We start from the raw sequence: 19,094 nt of genomic DNA on the forward strand, positions 1-19,094 counted from the left end.
TTGCTGGAGTAGTTTGTATATATTTCAAAAATAATCTTGCCGCCGGTTGCTTTTGCCGTATGCCGCATATCGGGCACGGGCGGCTGTAAGGCGGTTGTAGGTAAGGCGTTGGGTATTTTCGTTATCGTATACAACCATTTCTCCTTGCGGTGGCGGTGGCAGCGCATCAAACCATTTCGGTAGCGTTTCCCAATAGCTGCGCGGAATATGAATAATGGAAAACATGTCCGAAGCCAGCCCTATCCCGATACTTATTTGTGTTGATGATGCCTGCAGACAATAACCCCGATCATTGAATAAGCAACAGTCTGAATCATAATGATAACGGTATAAGCCGATTTTAACGGCTTGGGGATCGGCGAATAAGGCGGCAAACATTCGTTCGAATAAGGAGGGACGATATAAGCCTTCGCTCAGCATTCCGTAAAGATTGGCCAGCCAGCGGGTGTATTCATCCATGGTAAAGCCAAACGTATGCAAAATCTTTTCTACGCGTTGGTGCGGCCTTTGTGCAATGAGTTCGACAAACTCGGCACTTATTTGAGGAAGGCGGTGTTGCAGGGCTTGGTGCCAGAGGTAAACGAAATGGTCTTCACGGTTATGAGGGTTTCGTAAAATACTCAATAGCTTTAACTTTAGTACCTGCCATAATGAAGATGGAATTTTCAGATGGCCAGAAGGGGATTGGCGTAAGTTTTGGCAAGCTTCTTCGAAGCCGCTTTCGTATCGGCTGAACCAGCTTTCCAAATTATATTGCTTTCCCCCGTTGCCATTGTCAAAGGTCAGCGTATATAAATTATTTACTTCAAGATTGGATGCGATATTCACGCTTTGTGCTTCGCCTCGGTAAGGGGAATGAAGCAGATTAACCGGCCAGCGGTAGACATTTTGGTTTTGCGGATTTACACGAGTGTTAAATGCAAACTGCCGCTGTTCGGTTTGAGCGATGAAATGATGGCCTTTAGTCAAATTAGCCACTAAAAGAGCATATGACTTTTCCGAACACTCGGAGTTTTCACAATCGCTAAGGATAAATGCCCGCATATGAAACCGTGATAAGGAAATATGAAAAGTTCATCATAAGTGCTTTGAAAGAGCAGGTAAAGAATCAGCTAGGTAAAATCCGAGTTTGTTATTATATGAATTAATTGTTTTTGTTTGATGGCAACGGATAGATATGTTCGGCGGCATTTTAATATTTTTCAGACGGCAGGGAGGACAGTTTGATTGATTTTACTTGTGATGCAGACGTAAGCATGTGAAGATCCGCATAGCTATATTATTTTGGAGAGTGAAATGATGGGTAATGAAAATATTATTCGTGCTTGGGCGGTAAAGCAGCCCGGAGCAGAACTTGAGCGTTATGATTTTGACGCAGGCCAGCTGAAAAACGACGAAGTAGAAATTAAGGTTGAATATTGCGGTATTTGTCATTCTGATTTGTCGATGATGGCTAACGATTGGGGTTTCAGCCACTATCCTTTGGTACCTGGTCATGAGGTGGTCGGCGAAATAGTGAGAATGGGAAACGCGGTAAAGGGTTTGAAAGTGGGGCAAAAAGTCGGCTTGGGGTGGACAGCAGAATCATGCCAGCACTGTGATCCCTGTATCGGTGGCCATGCTAATTTATGTTCCCATGCTGTGCCTACGGTCCTTGGCGGAATACATCAGGGCGGTTTTGCCGATAAAGTGCGTGCCCAATGGCAATGGGTGATTCCTCTGCCTGAAAATATGGATATGAGTAAGGCTGGCCCTTTACTATGCGGGGGAATTACCGTATTTGAGCCACTGTTGCAGCATGGAATCAATGCCAGTCATAAAGTTGGCGTAATCGGCGTTGGCGGTCTCGGTCATATGGCGTTAGGTTTTTTCAATGCTTGGGGCTGCGAGGTAACCGCATTTAGTTCGAATCCTGATAAATATGATGCGATTTACCGCATGGGAGCACATAAAATTCTGGACTCTCGCGATACGGAAGCATTTACCCAGGCCGCAGGAAGCTTGGATCTGATCGTTTCAACGGTTAACGTGAAATTAGACTGGAATGCTTACATGACCTTGCTGAAACCGCATGGAAAACTGCATATTGTCGGTGCTACGTTGGAGCCACTTGATATTGCCGCATTTTCATTGATCAGCGGGCAAAAAGCCGTAGCGGGGTCTCCTACCGGTTCGCCGGCACAATTGCGTACAATGATAGAGTTTGCCGCCCGTAAACAGGTAGAGCCGATTGTTGAAGAGTATCCGATGTCTCGGGTAAATGAAGCTGTTCAACATCTTGAAGCAGGCAAAGCACGTTATCGGATTGTATTAAAAAGTGATTGGTAAAAATAAAGGCCGTCTGAAAAATTTCAGACGGCCTTTATTTTTAGTCTAATAATGATTTTTTTATTACCGCAGGATTACCTGCAGCCAAAGTATAAGGAGGAACATCTTTGGTAACAACGGAGCCAGCCCCGATGACTGCTCCCTCGCCGATGGTAACTCCCCCCATAATGATGGCACGCCGGCCTATCCAGGCATTGTCTCCGATAGTGATCGGATTGGTTTCCGTGTAGCCGTCAAATATACGCCGTTCTTTATCAAACTTATGGGCATTTGAGTAAAATATGCACTCAGGCCCCATGAGGACATTTTTACCGATGGTTAATCCCCGGCAAATTTCACTGTTTACCCCAATTCCCGAGTTATCACCTATCACAGTATCGGGAAATACATACGCACCTTTTTCAATATTGACATTTTTCCCCATATTCGGACAAACTTGTTTTCCTAATAGAAAGCGGATTTTTTTAGCTGTTTTCCCAAATGGTTTGCTGTAAGAGGGAGGTAACCAACTGCCTAATACCATCAATATTTTTAAACTGATTCTTCGTTTCATTAATTATTTCTCCCTAATTGATGATTTATATCATCTAAAATAAAGGTATATTGCATAATCTATCTTTAATTATTTGGATATAAATAATTATGAATATGCCAAATGTATTATAGCAAATCTGATTGCATTTTAAATACTCAGTATTTTCAAGAAAGTATGCCTATACTTGAATTGGATTCTATACCTGTTTATGTGGAAATCAGTTGATATAATATAAATATTCGGTTGTTTCCGAAAAAATTGCTGTATAGCCATCTGAATCAGATAAGGATAAGCCTAATGAGGTATAGCCGGCGTGGGCGGTTTTTAATATTTATTAGGGGGAATAAAAAACAAGTGGTTATTTAACCACTTGTTTTTTTATTGGTGATAGGTTAATTAATGGTGGTTGTCTGCTCTTGGCTTTCTTTTAGTGCGATTTCGGCTTGCTCATCGGCATGATAGCTGGAGCGCACCATCGCACCGATAGCGGCATTTGTAAAGCCCATGGCATAAGCCTCTTGTTCAAACTCTTTGAATTGAGCAGGCGTTACATAACGTAAGACAGGCAAGTGGCCGTCTGAAGGTTGTAGATATTGCCCTACCGTAATCATTTCGATGTTGTGGGCACGCATATCACGCATAATTTCCCGTACTTCGTCATCTGTTTCACCAAGGCCGACCATAATGCCCGATTTGGTAGGAATATGTGGCATCATTTCTTTATAACGGCGTAATAATTCGAGAGAATGCTTATAATCTGAGCCCGGGCGGGCCTGTTTGTATAGGCGCGGGTGAGTTTCCAAATTATGGTTTAATACATCAGGCGGAGTTTGAGCAAGAATCTCTAAGGCGATATCTAAACGCCCACGGAAATCGGGCACAAGAATTTCGATTTTGGTTTGCGGGCTCTTTTCGCGGATGGCATTGATACAATCGGCAAAATGTTGGGCACCGCCATCACGCAGATCGTCTCGGTCAACAGAGGTAATCACGACATAGCGCAGATTCATCGCCGCAACCGATTCTGCCAAATTTTTCGGTTCGTCCGGATCTAGCGGGTTGGGGCGGCCGTGTCCTACGTCGCAAAATGGGCAGCGGCGGGTACAGATATCGCCCATAATCATAAATGTTGCGGTTCCCTTGCTGAAGCATTCGCCGATGTTAGGGCATGAGGCTTCTTCACATACGGTATGCATTTTTTGATCGCGCAGTATGTTTTTAATTTCGAAAAATTTTTTTCCACTTGGTAATTTGGCGCGAATCCACTCGGGTTTTTTTAGTTTTTCTTCAAGAGGAACAACTTTAATCGGAATGCGCGCGGTTTTGTCGGCACCTTTCAGTTTGATGCCTTGTTTGGGATCTGTTTTGATTTCGCTCATGATGTGTCTTTCGAGATTAGGCAAGATTGGCGCTAAGGTGTTCGGTGAGTTTTGCGGCAACTTCGCTTAGAGGCGGACAGGGTGTGATGAAGTCGGCAATCTGTACCATTTCCATTCCGGCATAGCCGCAGGGATTGATGTGTGTGAAGGGGGTTAAATCCATATCTACGTTTAATGCCAAGCCGTGGTAAACTGAACCGTTTTTAATACGCAAACCTAGTGAAGCGATTTTTCTTCCATCAACATATACGCCGGGGCGGGCCGGATCGGCAGCCGCTTCGATACCGTAATCGGATAAAGTGGCGATAATACTGTTTTCTAAAGCCGAAACAATATGGCGAACACTGGTTTTGCGGCGTTTAAAATCAATCAAAGTGTAAATGACCAGTTGGCCGGGGCCGTGGTAGGTAATTTGTCCGCCTCGATCAATTTGTACAACGGGAATGTCGTCATGTATTAACAAATGCTCCGGCTTACCCGCCAAACCTTGGGTAAAAACCGGAGGGTGTTCGACTATCCACAGTTCATCCTCGGTAGCATCGGTGCGCTCCGCATTAAATGCTTTCATAGCTTCGAAGACGGGTGTGTATTCAGCTTGGCCCAGCTCTACAACTTTCATTTTATAAAACCATTTTGATCATCGGATGGCTTGTGAGGGCACGATAAATATTATCCAGCTGCTCCTGGCTAGATACATTTACTTTAGCTGTGGCACCTAAATAATTGCCTTTACTGCTTGGACGGATACTGATTTGCCCGGCTTCGGTATCCGGGGCGTGTTGACGGATGATTTCCAATACTGTTGATTCGAATTCAGGATGTTGCGCACCCATGATTTTCAAAGGGAACTGACAGGGAAATTCGATCAGTGAGGTTTGTTCTTCAGACATTGCAACTCCTTAAAAAGCGGCATGCCGGTTATCTGAAACATTTCAGACGGCATAGACAACAAAATTTTTTTTATTCTATCGCAAAGTGCCGTCTGAATCTATGTTGCAGGGAAATCGTTAATCAAAACATTTTTACACATTTGCTACCGGTATGGGGATGATTTGTGTAAAGGTTGAACATAGATGCCGGCCATCTTCTTTTCAAGGCTTGAAAAAAGTAGTGCTGCCCCAACTTCGCAGTTAACCTAATTTGCAATGAAGCAAGAGATACCAGCAATGACAGACAAAAAATTCGAGGAATACAGTGCATTGGCAACATTGCCCTTGCGTGACGTGGTGGTTTATCCGCATATGGTGTTGCCGCTTTTCGTAGGTCGGCCAAAATCAATTGCCGCGCTGGATTTGGCGATGGCAAATGATGAGCCGGTATTTTTATTGGCGCAGCGCAACCCCAATGATGAAGAACCCAATGCTAAAGATCTGCATGAGATGGGTACGGTTGCACACGTCTTACAAGTATTAAAATTGCCTGATGGAACAGTAAAAGTATTAGTAGAAGGTATCCGACGTGCCCGTGCGCTAACCGTAGAAGATAACGGGGATCTGTTTCTGGCACATGTGGAGGCTGTTTATGACACCGAAACGGATAATGCCGATATGGAGGCATTGCGTCGAACCTTATTAGCCCAATTTGATCAGTTTGCCAAACTGAATAAAAAAATACCTGCCGAAGTTTTGGGTACCATTCACGGCATAGAGGATAATAGCCGCTTGGTAGATACTGTGGCCGCCCACTTGCAATTGAAGCTTGACCAGCGCCAAGAAATTTTGAATACCGTAGGTGTTTCGGCGAGGATGGAATATTTGCTGGCGCAAATCGAGTCTGAGCTGGATATTATGCAGGTGGAAAAGCGTATCCGCGGGCGTGTAAAACGCCAAATGGAGAAATCGCAGCGCGAGTATTACCTTAATGAGCAAGTCAAGGCAATTCAGAAAGAGTTGGGTGAGGAAGACGAGCGTGGCGAGCTGGATGCGTTAGAGGCAAAAATTAAAGCTGCCGGTATGAGTAAAGAGGCTGAAGAGAAATGTCTGTCTGAACTCAAAAAGCTGAAAATGATGCCGCCTATGTCGGCGGAATCAACAGTTGTCCGCAACTATATTGATACTTTACTTGAGTTGCCGTGGAAGAAAAAATCACGCGTTATCAAAGATATTGCAAAAGCAGACCTGGTGCTTGACGCAGACCATTACGGTTTGGAAAAAGTAAAGGAGCGTATTCTGGAATATTTAGCAGTTCAGAAACGTGTTGATAAAATCAAAGGCCCGATTTTGTGTTTGGTAGGTCCACCGGGGGTAGGTAAAACTTCTTTGGGTGAATCTATTGCCAAAGCAACGGGACGCCAGTATGTGCGTATGGCTTTGGGTGGCGTTCGGGATGAAAGCGAAATAAGAGGTCACCGCCGCACCTATATCGGTTCGATGCCGGGTAAAATTTTACAGAACATGGCTAAAGCCGGTGTAAAAAACCCATTATTTTTATTAGATGAAATCGATAAGATGGGGAATGATTTCCGCGGTGATCCTGCTAGTGCCTTATTGGAAGTGCTTGACCCTGAGCAAAACAGTAAGTTTGCCGACCATTATGCGGAAGTTGATTACGATTTGAGCGATGTAATGTTTATTGCTACATCCAATAGCTTGAATATCCCTCCGGCATTGCTTGATAGAATGGAGATTATCCGTCTTTCAGGATATACCGAAGATGAGAAAATAAACATTGCTATGAAATATCTGGTACCTAAGCAGATGAAGCGCAATGGTGTTAAAGAGGGTGAGGCAGTCATTGATGAAACCGCTGTGCGCGATATCATCCGCTACTATACCCGCGAGGCCGGGGTGCGCTCGCTTGACCGCGAAATTGCTAAAATCTGCCGTAAAGTCGTGATGTCGGTTGCTTTGGCAGAAGATAAAAAAGCGGCAAGTAAGCCTAAGGGTAAAGGCCGAACCGGTAAAGCAGCTGTTGTAAGTGTGAATGCCGAAAACTTGCATGAATACTTGGGCGTTCGCCGTTTTGATTACGGTGTGGCCGAATCGGAAAACCGTATCGGGCAAGTAACAGGTTTGGCCTGGACGGAGGTTGGCGGAGAATTGCTGACTATCGAAGCCGTTGCTTTGCGTGGCAAGGGTAATATAGTGCGTACCGGTAAGCTCGGAGATGTGATGCAAGAGTCTATTTCCGCTGCTTGGAGCGTAGTACGCTCTCGTACCGAAGGTTTGGGTATTGCACCTGACTTCTACGAGAAAAAAGATATGCATGTGCATGTGCCGGAAGGAGCTACTCCGAAAGACGGCCCGAGCGCGGGTATTGCGATGACATTGGCTATGGTTTCGGCTTTAACCGGCATTCCGGTTCGTGCTGATGTGGCGATGACTGGGGAAATTACCTTGCGTGGCGAAGTATTGCCCATCGGCGGCTTAAAGGAAAAACTCTTGGCTGCATTACGTGGCGGTATCAAACATGTTTTGATACCGAAAGATAATGTGAAAGATTTAGAGGAAATTCCTCAAAATGTGAAAGACGGCTTGGAAATTCATCCTGTCAAATGGATTGATGAAGTATTGGCTTTGGGCTTGGAGCGCCAACCGGAGTCTTGGAAAGATCTTGAAGATACTGTTGGTCCCGCATCGGGTACTACAGTAACGGGCAAGTCAAGTACAAAAGCCACCAAGCATTAGAATTGTAGCTGATGTGTTGTAAAAGGTATGGAGTATAGTGGATAAACGTCAATAAACCGCCATATTCCGTACCTTTGTGCTTGACACGGTGTTTTTAGGCTTGTTATAAAGTCGCCAGATGTGTAAGTTTTAACCAAATGCCCGTTATACGTGGCTTTCATTATTCTCTAAACGATAGAAAGGGACTTATCGTGAACAAGTCTGAATTAATCGAAGCGATTGCTCAAGAAGCTGATATTTCTAAAGCTGCTGCCTCTAAAGCATTGGACGGTATGATTAATGCCGTAACCGGCGCCTTGAAAAAAGGCGATACCGTAACTCTGGTCGGTTTCGGTACTTTCTATGTTGGTGAGCGTGCAGAGCGCCAAGGCCGTAACCCTAAAACCGGTGAGCCCCTGACTATTGCAGCAGCCAAAACACCTAAATTCCGTGCAGGTAAAGCATTGAAGGATGCTCTGTAATAAATATTTGTTTTAAAAGCATCCACAGAGCAGGCTTTCGGCCTGCTTTTTTTATGGTTGAAGTTTTTCTTTTACGCAAGTCGGAGTCAGTAATTATTGTTCTGCGCGATTTGTACGGGTTACATTTGGAGTATTTGAAAGACCGAATTTTCAGGCGGCTTGAGATTGCCCGATTTGAAAAGAGGCCATTTCCCAGCCGACCTTTATAATTAATCATAAAGATTTTTTGAGATATGAGATGTACGAATATGAAAAATGCCGCCCATAATTTTAGTGGGCGGCATTGGTATTTCAATTAGTTATGAAGCAAAGCGTTTTGCTACTTCATCCCAATTTACGATTTCCCAAAAGCCTTTGAGGTAGTTCGGGCGGCTATTGCGGTAGTCGATATAATAGGCGTGTTCCCATACGTCACAAGTCAACAATGGAGTGGCATCTCCGGTTAACGGAGTGGCGGCATTGCTGGTGGAAACCAAGTCTAAAGAACCATCGGTTTTTTTGACCAACCAAGCCCAGCCGGAGCCGAAAGTACCTGCAGCACAGGCATTGAATGCTTCTTGGAAGGCTTCAAAGCTGCCCCATTTGGCATCAATTGCGGTAGCTAAGTCACCGCTAGGTTTGCCTTGGCCTTTGGGTGTAAAGCCCAGCCAGTAGAAAGTGTGGTTCCAAGTTTGGGCCGCATTGTTAAAGATGCCACCTGAAGATTTTTTAACGATTTCTTCCAAAGACAGATTTTCAAATTCGGTGCCTTTGATTTGATTGTTCAGGTTGGTGATATATGTTTGATGGTGTTTGCCGTAGTGGTATTCTAAAGTTTCTTTGGACAAGTGCGGTTCGAGAGCGTCTAAAGCGTAGGGTAGTTCGGGCAATTTGTGTTCCATGATTCACTCCTGTGGTTTGGTGTTTGTGTGTTTGCATACTTGGAAAAGCTGCCTGTTGTTAAGTGGCGGCTACCAAGTTTAGCTTGATTGATTTTACCTGCTTCGGCTTGAAAAAACCAATAAAACTTATCGTAGCTCTCTTCCAACCGTTATAATGATAAGTTGATCGATAAGGAATGCAGTATGAATGATTTAACCGATATGATGCCGTCTGATGATAGGGAAGTGAGTGTGCTTTCGTTGCCGCCGCATTCAATGGAGGCTGAACAGTCGGTATTGGGCGGTCTGTTGTTGGAAAATTCGGCATGGGATCGCATTGCTGATGTGGTCATGGGAGAAGACTTTTATCGCCACGAACACAGAGTAATTTTCCGTGCTATTGCCAATTTGATTAATGAAAGCCGTCCTGCTGATGTGATTACGGTTCAAGAGGCATTGGAGCGTAATGGCGAATTAGAAGCGGCGGGAGGCTTTAATTATCTGATTACATTAGCTCAGAATACGCCGTCTGCAGCTAATATCCGCCGTTATGCTGAGATCGTTCGCGAGCGTTCGATTATGCGGCAATTGGCAGAGGTCGGAACGGATATTGCCCGCAGTGCTTATAACCCTCAGGGGAGGGATGCGGGGCAATTATTGGATGAAGCGGAAAATAAAGTATTCCAAATTGCGGAAAGCACAGCAAAATCCAAACAGGGTTTTTTGGATATGCCCGGGCTGCTGAAAGAGGTGGTTGAGCGCATTGATATGCTTTATTCGCGTGATAATCCTAATGAGGTAACAGGTATAGCAACTGGCTTTATTGATTTAGATAAAAAAACATCAGGTTTACAGCCGGGTGATTTAATTATTGTTGCCGGTCGGCCCTCTATGGGTAAAACGGCTTTTTCAATCAATATCGCTGAATATGTAGCAGTGGAATTAAAGTTGCCGGTTGCCGTATTTTCCATGGAAATGGGGGGGGCACAGCTTGTAATGCGTATGTTGGGTTCGGTTGGGAGAATTGACCAGCATGTGTTGAAAACCGGAGCGTTACAGGATGAACACTGGGGGCGTTTGAACGATGCGGTTGTGAAGTTATCTGATGCTCCGATGTTTATTGATGAAACACCGGGTCTGACTGCACTTGAATTGCGTGCCCGAGCGCGCCGTTTGGCCCGTCAGTTTGGTGGCAAGCTTGGTTTGATTGTGATTGATTATCTACAATTAATGCAAGGTTCTGGCCGTTCGGATAACCGAACTGCGGAATTGGGTGAGATTTCACGTTCTTTGAAGGCATTAGCCAAAGAGTTGCAGGTGCCGGTGATTGCTTTGTCGCAGTTAAGCCGTGCAGTAGAGCAGAGAACCGATAAGCGCCCGATGATGTCGGATTTGCGTGAATCCGGTGCGATTGAACAAGATGCTGATTTGATTATGTTTATGTATCGTGATGAATACTATAATGCTGAAAGTCAGTTGAAAGGTTTGGCTGAGTGTATCGTCGGTAAACATCGTAACGGCCCAACGGGTAAGGTTTTTCTCACCTTTATGGGGCAGTTTACAAAATTTGATAATGCGGCTTATATTCCTGAGTCGGCAATGATGGAAGATTGATACATAAGTATAGCGAAATACCATATTTTATTAGGTGCTCTCACACTTATCGTTTAAAATGCCATCATAAAAAATTCACAAAATACTACACATTACGTAAGCCCATGCAGTTTGAAACTAACTTGGTCTTACCGAATTACGTCTATCAGGCAAATTTATGCATTTGAAACAAAAAGGTTTTACACTAATCGAATTGATGGTGGTGATTGCCGTGATGGCTATCATGGCAACCATCGCCCTTCCAAATATGAGCCAATGGCTTGCCAGCCGGAAAGTGGCATCGCAAGCCGAAAAAGTGGCTAATCTTCTCCGTTTTGCGCGTGCGGAAGCCGTGCGTTTGAACGCTCCCGTTTATATTTGCCCTGTGCAGGTAAGATCTGACGGTAATATCGACAGTTATTGTGATGCTAATTATGCCCAGCAGGGTATTGCAGCATATGCCGAGCGTGATGATAATCCCAATAAGTATGAGCGTAAATCTACTGATATAGCCTTGCGTGCAGTGCCGTTGAATATGAATGGTAGCTCGGCAATTTCTTTTAGTGCCGAATCTGTACCTGTTTCAGGGACGGGTAATGGGGCGGCAGTTAAAATGATGGGATTTTTACCTAACGGTAACTTCGGCTATAACACCCAAAATATGAGTCCTACCAGTTTAAGCTGGTCGGCGGGGGCCGTAGTTTTGACTTTGAGTGATACTGCCAATGGTTCGGGTTATCAATCCAAGCTGTTAGTTGATAACAGTGGACGTGTAAGTTTTTGCGAACCTGGTGATTCACGGACTGGATGTAGTGATGAGGAAAAACCATGAAAGTAATGAACGTGAAGTCATATGATGTTCAACAGTCCAGCCGTGGCCGTCTGAAAAATCAGCAGAGCGGTATGACGTTAATCGAAGTATTGGTGGCTATGGTCGTGCTGGCTTTAGGTATTTTGGCATTGTTGGCTACCCAGCTACGTACGGTTTCCGGCGTGGCTGAAGCGCAAAGTCAAACAGTTGCGGCACAAGCAGTGCAGAATCTGATTGAAGGTATGTTGGCTAATCCAACAGCTACGGCAGTAACAAAAAATGGCAATGAAACAGGTTGGAAAAGTTATTCTTATGCTGCTTATCATAAAACCGGTACCGCAAAGCAAACTTCAATAACAAATAAAAACGAATTTACTAAAAGCGAGTTGGCGGCAAGTCAATTGGCTGAGTTTGAGAATGCATTAGTCAATGTTTCCGAGACTCCTGCACGATATACAATTGCGGCAAATGCAACCGGTGATACGGTAATTACCGTAACATGGGGTGGAGATGACCAAATAACTGAAAGCTATACTTATTCGGCACGGGTATCACAATAATGACGATAAATATAAAAAAAACAAGACACATAACGGCGGCAAGAGCACGGCAAAAAGGCTTCAGCCTGATTGAATTTTTGGTGGCCAGTATATTAAGTATGATTGTGTTAATCGCAGTCGGCTCGGGTTATTTTGCTTCACGGAAAATCAATGATGTTGCGCTTGCCAGACTTTCCGTACAGCAGGATTTGCGTAATGCGGCCAATCTGATTGTGCGGGATGCGCGTATGGCAGGTGGTTTCGGTTGCTTCAATATGTTAAATCATAAAGCAGATGCGATTAAAAGCGATGATGATGATATTGCTAAAAGCGATGATGATGATATTGCTAAAAGCGATGATGCCGCAGAGTATCCACCAAAATTAAAGCCTGAGGATACCGCACAAACTACTTTAGTTCCGATTAAGCAGCAACCTTTGCCTAAGTTAGGTTTAAAAGGTAATGCTTTGATCTTCCAATATGGTATCGGGTCTGCTTCTGTGTCGCAGAATGCGGCAGGCAGCTTACGCTTAAATATACCCACCGGTGATCCTTTGCAGGGATTAAATGCTTCGATGCCTTTGATTATCAGCAGTTGTAATGTTTTAGATCGGCCTTCATCCATTACTTGGGCCAATGATCAGTTAACTACTACTCCGGCTATTGATGCAACTCATGTACCGGCAGAGATGGTAGTACAGCGTTACGTTGCGAATGCCTATGGTATTGGAGATGAGGGGGGGTTGTTGCGTTATGAGTTAGGGAGTGATGGGAAGTGGAGTAAGGATTCCGCGCAATTATTGATGGCAGATGTCAGTAGTATGACTGTGAATTATGGTTATCTAGTATGCCCGAATAATGCTGCAGGCGCTGTAGCAGGCACAGCAGCAAGTGAAACCTATCAATTTTCTACCCAGCTCCGTACTGATATGGCACCTGCTTTAATCCGTATTACGTTGAATGGCGGCAGTATGGCTGCGGGGGGGGGTAATATTGATGCCGGTAATGTAGATATTTATACAATTGATGCTGCTGTAAGGGGAGGCATGACATGCGAAGACAATATTTAAGCAATATGCCGCCGGTTAAGCAGCAGGGCTTTGCTTTGTTTATCGTTCTGATTATGATGATTGTAGTGGCCGTATTGGTTGTGGCTGCAGCCCAATCCTACAATACGGAAATGAGGATCAGCTCAAATGATGCCGATCGCAAGTTGGCGATGTCGGTTGCAGAAGCCGCCCTACGGCAAGGAGAGAGTGAAATTGCAGATTTGGAGGATCCTAGTTTTACTGCTGATTGCACAGATGGCTTATGCTCTCCTGCAAATGCGCAAGCTGCAACAGTTAGCGGCACCCGTCAAGGCACGGTTAATTTGGCTGCAGGCGGTACTGTTCCAGTTTGGCAGCCTAAATCATGTGGTGAAGATACTTGCTTGGAAAGCAAAGGTAAAACGTATGGGGCAACCGGTAGCGGTGTCAGTAAGGCGGCACGTTATGTGATTGAGTTTATCAGTCATCAAAATAATGTTACGGTTTATCGTGTAACAGCCCGTGCTTGGGGTAAAAATGCCAATACTATGGTAACGGTACAATCTTATGTTGAATCATCGGGTAATTGATACGGGCAAAGATTATGAATCAAAAATTGAATACTGCCGGTATGACATTATTGGAAATTATGATTGTTATCGCTATTTTAGGTATATTGGCAACTATCGCGTATCCTTCCTATATCCGTTATGTAGAGCGTGGCGATTTGGTTAGTGCACAAGCGGATATGATGAAAATTAATGCTTTGTTAAAAACCGAGCAGGTTAAAAATCCAAAAGTAGATTTGCAAAATGCGGTTACTATCAGCAATGAGTTGGATAAGAGGGTCAATGAAAAATATACGGTGGCCTTGAAATTGAAAGAAGCCGGTTGCCCGACTACTTATTGTTTGGTAAGTGTGCCTAAAGATAGCAACTATACGCTTGCCGCATGGATGGATAGCCTGGGCAATAATTACAGTTGTACTACTGCCGCGGCAGCCAATGGTTTCAATACCAGTGGCGCATGTGAAAAGCGGTAGTAAAGCGGTAGTTCGGCATCAATTATCTCCTTATAGCAAAATTAGGTGCATAAAAGCATCAAATCTATATTTGTTGATTTTATGAATATATAAGGCCGTCTGAAAACACGGATTGCAGCACATGCTACAATCTTGCTTTTCAGACGGCCTTTTTACAATTATGGCAAAAGCACCGAAAACAATTTATCAATGCAGCGAATGTGGCGGTACAACTCCAAAGTGGCAAGGAAAATGCCCGCATTGCGGTGAGTGGAATACGTTACAGGAAAGTTTGGCAGCGCCTGAGCCGAAAAATGCCCGTTTTCAGTCTTGGGCGGCAGATGTATCTCAAGTACAGGAGCTGTCGAAAGTAACGGCAACAGAAGTGCCCCGTTGCGCAACAGGTATGGGCGAGTTGGACCGTGTATTGGGAGGAGGTTTAGTTGAAGGTGCGGTGATTTTATTGGGAGGTGATCCGGGTATCGGTAAATCAACCTTGTTATTGCAAACAGTTGCTCTGATGGCCAAAAACCGAAAAGTTTTGTATGTGTCCGGCGAGGAATCGGCACAACAAGTGGCTTTGCGCTCCCAACGTTTTGGTTTGCAGAGTGATGGTGTAAACCTTTTGGCTGAAATCCGTATGGAAGCGATTCAGGCGGCTTTGAAGCAGCATGAACCTGCGGTTGTGGTGATTGATTCGATTCAAACCATGTATTCCGATCAGATTACTTCTGCACCTGGCTCGGTTTCCCAAGTACGTGAGTGTGCGGCACAGCTGACGCGTATGGCGAAACAAATGGGGATCAGTATGATTTTGGTCGGCCATGTAACCAAAGATGGAGCAATCGCAGGCCCGCGTGTGTTGGAGCATATGGTCGATACCGTGTTGTATTTTGAAGGGGATCAGCATTCCAATTACCGCATGATACGTGCGATTAAAAACCGTTTTGGCGCGGCCAATGAATTGGGTGTATTTGCGATGACTGAAACAGGCTTAAAAGGTGTTTCCAATCCATCGGCGATTTTTTTGGCGAGCTATCGTGACGATGTGCCCGGTTCATGCGTATTGGTTACTCAAGAGGGTAGTCGTCCGTTGTTGGTAGAAATTCAGGCATTGGTAGATGATGCGCACGGTTTTACTCCCAAGCGCTTGACGGTTGGATTAGAGCAAAACCGTTTGGCGATGTTATTGGCGGTATTAAATCGCCATGCAGGGATTGCATGCTTTGATCAAGACGTATTTTTAAATGCGGTAGGTGGTGTCAAGATTAACGAACCTGCTGCGGATTTGGCGATTATTTTGGCTATGCTTTCCAGCTTTCGAAACCGTCCTCTGCCTGAGAAAATGGTGGCTTTCGGTGAAATCGGTTTGAGCGGCGAGGTGCGTCCGGTCGCACGCGGGCAAGAGCGTTTGAAAGAGGCGGAAAAATTGGGTTTTAAAAAGGCTATTGTGCCTAAGGCTAATTTACCGCGTGATATGCGGGAGTTTCCGAATTTACAGATTTTTGGTGTGAGCAGTTTACAAGAAGCGGTAGAAATTTGCCGCCATGCCGCAGATTCATAAAACATCAGTGAATATATTTGACGATATATTTCCTGCTTATTTGAAACCAGATTGATAAAAATCGGGATGATTGTTAGAGGTAGCGGTTATTCAATCAGCTTTATCCATGCCGTCTGAACATTTTCAGACGGCATTTGTTATTTTGCAGTTATTCGGAGATTTTAAAATACTCGTATAAGAGATATTGCTTGATTACATCAGGTTTGTGTTGGGCAAGGTTTGGATAAATGTTATTAGGGTTAATAGGGTTTGAATAAGTATTCTTCATTGTGGGAAGAGGGGGTTCTTTAAAAAAATGAGCTGCAATGGTAAGTTGCCGTGTTGGGTGAATGAAATTTTCTTATTAGGCAACCGTTTGGCTTGATAATTTCTCCAATAATGAAAGCCGGATAATCTTTGGGGATTATCCGGCTTTATTATATCTCGAACTTTATATTTTATGGTCTAGCCGCGTTTGGCCGGAGTACTTTTTTTAAAGCTGCCAGCAGATTTTGGCTTGCCTTTGAAGCCTTCGCTTTTTGGTTTACCTTTGAAACCCTCGGTTTTCGGTTTGCCGCCGAATTTTTTATCACCGATTTTTTTCTCCCCCCAAGAGCCGCCTTTGCCTCCCCAGCTTTTGCCTTTGGGTTTGCCGGCGCCGCCTTTGCCGCGCTTGCGGGTGGGTTCCATGCCTTCGATAGTCATTTCTGGCAGTTTTCGGTTAATGTATTTTTCGATTTTGTGCACTTTTACATATTCGTTTACTTCTGCAAAGGTAATCGCCAGGCCGGTTCGGCCTGCACGACCGGTTCGTCCGATACGGTGCACATAATCTTCGGCTTGTTTGGGTAAGTCGTAATTGATAACGTGGGTGATGGTGGGGACATCAATTCCGCGTGCCGCAACATCAGTAGCAACTAAAATTTTAATACGACCTTTACGCAAATCCATCAGGGTACGGTTACGCCAGCCTTGCGGCATATCGCCGTGCAGGCAGTTGGCAGAAAACCCTTTTTCGTAAAGTTCGTCGGCCAATTGTTCACTCATGGCTTTGGTGGAAGTAAAAATAACGGCTTGATCGATATTGGCGTCTCGTAGAATATGGTCGAGCATGCGGTTTTTATGGTTTTTATCATCACAGTATAAAAGTTGCTCTTCGATTCTACCTTGTTCGTCGACACGTTCGATTTCGATAACTTCAGGATTTTTAGTCAGTTTGCGCGCCAGTTTGCCAACAGCACCATCCCATGTCGCTGAGAAGAGCAGGGTTTGGCGTGATTCGGGAGTGGCTGCAACGATGGTTTCGATATCGTCGATAAAGCCCATGTCAAGCATGCGATCGGCTTCGTCAAGAATCAGCACCTCAAGGCGGTCGAAGTCGATGCGCCCGCTGCGCATATGATCCATCAGGCGACCAGGGGTAGCGACGATGATGTCGACGGGGCGGCTGAGGGCATGAATCTGTTGGCCGAACGATGAGCCGCCGACCAAAGTGACGGTTCGTAGCCATTTCATATTTTTTGCGTAAGTTTGGGCGCTTTTTTCAACTTGTGCTGCTAATTCGCGGGTAGGAGTCAGAATCAGGGCGCGCGGGCCTTTTCCGGGTTTTTCGCTGCGGCGGGTAACGCATTGCAGGGTAGGCAGCAGGAAGGCGGCGGTTTTTCCCGAGCCGGTTTGCGCCGATGCCATGATGTCTTTTTTGTTGAGAGCGGCTGGAATGGCTTGGGTTTGGATCGGAGTGGGGATGTCGTAACCGGCTGCGGTCAACGATGAAAGGATGTCTTTATTTAGAAGTAGGTCGGCAAATTTTACGGACATGATGTTCCTAAAACGGACAACAACACATTCTGCCGTTTATCAAATCGGCAGCCTGAAGCATGGGAACGGGTAACGAAAAAGGTTACTGCAAGGTTGTCGCAAGCTTTTATGCTTGTGGGTTAAACATCGGCGACAACCTGCAAATCAGAGATACGCTCAAAGGCGTGCAAGCAACTGGGCTTGGGTTGGCTGAAGACGATGGCTTCAAAGGTAATGAGGGGTGAATCATAAAGAGATATGCTATTGCGGTCAAGCACAATCGGGTTAAGTAGGGTAAAATCGCTTTTTTATCCAACTGGCCGTCTGAAAAATGAGTGACATTACTGCATTTGTTAACCGTTTGGGCAAAAATGCCAAGCATCAGTTGAAATGGGCACGGCGCAACGATATCGAGGCTTGGCGTTTGTATGACCGTGATATTCCCCAATATCCTTTTGCCGTTGATGTTTACGGTGAATATATTCATTTGCAGGAATATGATACGGGGTGGCTGATGCAACCGGAGGAGTATGAGGCTTGGTTGGCCGAGGTGGTGGAGGCGGTTGCCTTTGTAACCGGCTTCAGTGCTGAAAATATCCATTTGAAACGCCGTGCGAGGCAGAAAGGTACGCAGCAGTATGAGAAAACGGGCTTGGCGGGCGAGGATTTTACTGTTACCGAAAACGGACGCCGTTTTTGGGTGAACTTGGAAAAATATTTGGATACCGGCTTGTTTTTGGATCACCGCAACACGCGCCGGCGGGTGGGTGAAATGGCTGATGGCAAGCGGTTTTTAAATTTGTTTTCCTATACCGGCAGTTTTACCGTATATGCCGCTACGGGCGGCGCGGTTTCAAGTGAAACGGTTGATTTGTCGAACACTTACTTGGATTGGGCGCGGCGTAATTTCGAACTGAACGGCATGGATTTGGAAGCGCATCAAATTGTGCGTGCGGATGTGTTCCAATATCTTCAGGCGGCTTTGCAGGAGGGTAAACGATTCGATTTGATTGTGATGGATCCTCCCAGTTTTTCCAACAGCAAAAAGATGCTGGACATTCTCGATATCCAAAGAGACCATGGGCGTTTGATTGACGGGGCTATTGCTTTGTTGGCCGAGGGCGGCGTTTTGTTTTTCTCTAATAATCTGCGCAGTTTCGAGCTGGATGCTGCGGTATCGGAAAAATATAGGGTGAAAGATATTTCGAAACAGTCTGTACCGGAAGACTTCCGTAATAAAAAAATCCATCAATGCTGGGAAATCCGCCGTCGTTAAAAAGGCCGCCTGAAAGGAAAAATATGAAACTGTGGATAGGGATGGTATCTGTGTTTTGCTTGGGCGGTTGTATGTATGCAGAAACGCCCTATGGCAGAGTGGCGGCGGTAGATTTGCCGGTACACAGCCAAACCACGGTAAATAAAACCGTTACTATCAACGCGCCGCCGGGTACGACGGTGATTTATCAGGATTCCGAACCGGTAGGATATCCGATTCGTCCCCGCTACCGTTATTGATAGAGCAAATAAAAACATGCCGTCTGAAACTTTGCAGGTTTCAGACGGCATGTTTGTA

General features: G+C 45.1%; 20 protein-coding genes. 13 read left to right on the forward strand and 7 right to left on the reverse strand.

Going from position 1 to position 19,094, the window contains the following annotated elements; translation table 11 throughout:
- Positions 1–24: 24 nt before the first annotated feature.
- The gene (locus tag LVJ86_RS03700) at positions 25–1,044 is read right to left on the reverse strand and encodes a DUF4238 domain-containing protein (protein WP_047760600.1); all 1,020 of its coding nucleotides are present in this window, start codon (positions 1,042–1,044) and stop codon (positions 25–27) included.
- 252 nt (positions 1,045–1,296) lie between these two features.
- On the opposite strand from LVJ86_RS03700, the gene ahr reads away from it, so the two are divergent.
- Positions 1,297–2,328 carry an NADPH-dependent aldehyde reductase Ahr gene (gene ahr / locus LVJ86_RS03705; protein WP_235284589.1) on the forward strand — a complete coding sequence of 344 codons (1,032 nt, stop codon included), beginning with the start codon at positions 1,297–1,299 and terminating at the stop codon, positions 2,326–2,328.
- Positions 2,329–2,368: 40 nt separating this feature from the next.
- Here the strand turns inward: ahr and LVJ86_RS03710 are convergent, their stop codons facing one another.
- The 4 genes from LVJ86_RS03710 to LVJ86_RS03725 form a co-directional block, all read right to left on the reverse strand.
- Positions 2,369–2,881: an acyltransferase gene (locus LVJ86_RS03710; protein WP_047760599.1), complete on the reverse strand. Its 513-nt coding sequence runs from the start codon at positions 2,879–2,881 to the stop codon at positions 2,369–2,371.
- Positions 2,882–3,255: 374 nt separating this feature from the next.
- Positions 3,256–4,242 carry a lipoyl synthase gene (gene lipA / locus LVJ86_RS03715; RefSeq protein ID WP_047760598.1) on the reverse strand — a complete coding sequence of 329 codons (987 nt, stop codon included), beginning with the start codon at positions 4,240–4,242 and terminating at the stop codon, positions 3,256–3,258.
- 16 nt (positions 4,243–4,258) lie between these two features.
- Positions 4,259–4,861 carry a lipoyl(octanoyl) transferase LipB gene (gene lipB / locus LVJ86_RS03720; protein WP_047760597.1) on the reverse strand — a complete coding sequence of 201 codons (603 nt, stop codon included), beginning with the start codon at positions 4,859–4,861 and terminating at the stop codon, positions 4,259–4,261.
- A gap of 1 nt (position 4,862) precedes the next feature.
- Positions 4,863–5,132 (reverse strand): HP0495 family protein, encoded by a 270-nt coding sequence (locus LVJ86_RS03725; RefSeq protein WP_047760596.1) that lies wholly within the window; start codon positions 5,130–5,132, stop codon positions 4,863–4,865.
- A 276-nt stretch (positions 5,133–5,408) separates the two neighbouring features.
- On the opposite strand from LVJ86_RS03725, the gene lon reads away from it, so the two are divergent.
- Both lon and LVJ86_RS03735 read left to right on the forward strand, forming a co-directional pair.
- The gene (gene lon, locus LVJ86_RS03730) at positions 5,409–7,868 is read left to right on the forward strand and encodes an endopeptidase La (RefSeq protein ID WP_047760595.1); all 2,460 of its coding nucleotides are present in this window, start codon (positions 5,409–5,411) and stop codon (positions 7,866–7,868) included.
- A gap of 191 nt (positions 7,869–8,059) precedes the next feature.
- Positions 8,060–8,329 carry an HU family DNA-binding protein gene (locus LVJ86_RS03735; RefSeq protein WP_047760594.1) on the forward strand — a complete coding sequence of 90 codons (270 nt, stop codon included), beginning with the start codon at positions 8,060–8,062 and terminating at the stop codon, positions 8,327–8,329.
- A 299-nt stretch (positions 8,330–8,628) separates the two neighbouring features.
- On the opposite strand, the gene LVJ86_RS03740 is transcribed toward LVJ86_RS03735, so the two are convergent.
- Positions 8,629–9,210 (reverse strand): superoxide dismutase, encoded by a 582-nt coding sequence (locus LVJ86_RS03740; RefSeq protein WP_047760593.1) that lies wholly within the window; start codon positions 9,208–9,210, stop codon positions 8,629–8,631.
- A gap of 183 nt (positions 9,211–9,393) precedes the next feature.
- Between LVJ86_RS03740 and dnaB the strand changes: the two genes are divergently transcribed.
- From dnaB to radA, 7 genes are all read left to right on the forward strand, one after another.
- On the forward strand, positions 9,394–10,803 hold the full coding sequence (dnaB, locus tag LVJ86_RS03745) for a replicative DNA helicase (RefSeq protein WP_047760592.1): 1,410 nt from the start codon (positions 9,394–9,396) through the stop codon (positions 10,801–10,803).
- A 157-nt stretch (positions 10,804–10,960) separates the two neighbouring features.
- Positions 10,961–11,614, forward strand: a complete 654-nt coding sequence (locus LVJ86_RS03750) for a GspH/FimT family pseudopilin (protein WP_047760591.1) — start codon at positions 10,961–10,963, stop codon at positions 11,612–11,614.
- Complete coding sequence (pilV, locus tag LVJ86_RS03755; RefSeq protein WP_053008311.1) at positions 11,611–12,153, forward strand: type IV pilus modification protein PilV; 543 nt, start codon at positions 11,611–11,613, stop codon at positions 12,151–12,153. Before LVJ86_RS03750 ends, pilV begins: the two co-directional genes overlap by 4 nt.
- Positions 12,153–13,202, forward strand: a complete 1,050-nt coding sequence (locus LVJ86_RS03760) for a PilW family protein (protein ID WP_053008310.1) — start codon at positions 12,153–12,155, stop codon at positions 13,200–13,202. Before pilV ends, LVJ86_RS03760 begins: the two co-directional genes overlap by 1 nt.
- The gene (locus LVJ86_RS03765; RefSeq protein WP_047760590.1) at positions 13,184–13,750 is read left to right on the forward strand and encodes a pilus assembly PilX family protein; all 567 of its coding nucleotides are present in this window, start codon (positions 13,184–13,186) and stop codon (positions 13,748–13,750) included. The genes LVJ86_RS03760 and LVJ86_RS03765 overlap by 19 nt, the downstream gene beginning before the upstream one ends.
- Positions 13,751–13,764: 14 nt before the next feature.
- Complete coding sequence (locus LVJ86_RS03775; protein WP_047760589.1) at positions 13,765–14,202, forward strand: type IV pilin protein; 438 nt, start codon at positions 13,765–13,767, stop codon at positions 14,200–14,202.
- A gap of 160 nt (positions 14,203–14,362) precedes the next feature.
- Positions 14,363–15,745, forward strand: coding sequence for a DNA repair protein RadA (gene radA, locus LVJ86_RS03780; protein ID WP_047760639.1), 1,383 nt, complete (start codon positions 14,363–14,365; stop codon positions 15,743–15,745).
- A 444-nt stretch (positions 15,746–16,189) separates the two neighbouring features.
- Here radA and LVJ86_RS03785 read toward each other — a convergent pair whose 3' ends face one another.
- Positions 16,190–17,542, reverse strand: a complete 1,353-nt coding sequence (locus LVJ86_RS03785) for a DEAD/DEAH box helicase (protein ID WP_047760588.1) — start codon at positions 17,540–17,542, stop codon at positions 16,190–16,192.
- A gap of 59 nt (positions 17,543–17,601) precedes the next feature.
- On the opposite strand from LVJ86_RS03785, the gene LVJ86_RS03790 reads away from it, so the two are divergent.
- The 3 genes from LVJ86_RS03790 to LVJ86_RS03800 all read left to right on the forward strand — a co-directional run bounded on the left by LVJ86_RS03790 (position 17,602) and on the right by LVJ86_RS03800 (position 19,036).
- The gene (locus LVJ86_RS03790; RefSeq protein ID WP_161796048.1) at positions 17,602–17,766 is read left to right on the forward strand and encodes a hypothetical protein; all 165 of its coding nucleotides are present in this window, start codon (positions 17,602–17,604) and stop codon (positions 17,764–17,766) included.
- Positions 17,767–17,852: 86 nt separating this feature from the next.
- Positions 17,853–18,797, forward strand: coding sequence for a class I SAM-dependent methyltransferase (locus LVJ86_RS03795; protein ID WP_047760587.1), 945 nt, complete (start codon positions 17,853–17,855; stop codon positions 18,795–18,797).
- Between the two features lie 23 nt (positions 18,798–18,820).
- Positions 18,821–19,036: a hypothetical protein gene (locus LVJ86_RS03800; RefSeq protein WP_047760586.1), complete on the forward strand. Its 216-nt coding sequence runs from the start codon at positions 18,821–18,823 to the stop codon at positions 19,034–19,036.
- The last annotated feature ends 58 nt before the right edge of the window (positions 19,037–19,094 follow it).

The organism is Neisseria arctica, assembly GCF_022870905.1.
GTDB lineage: Bacteria > Pseudomonadota > Gammaproteobacteria > Burkholderiales > Neisseriaceae > Neisseria > Neisseria arctica.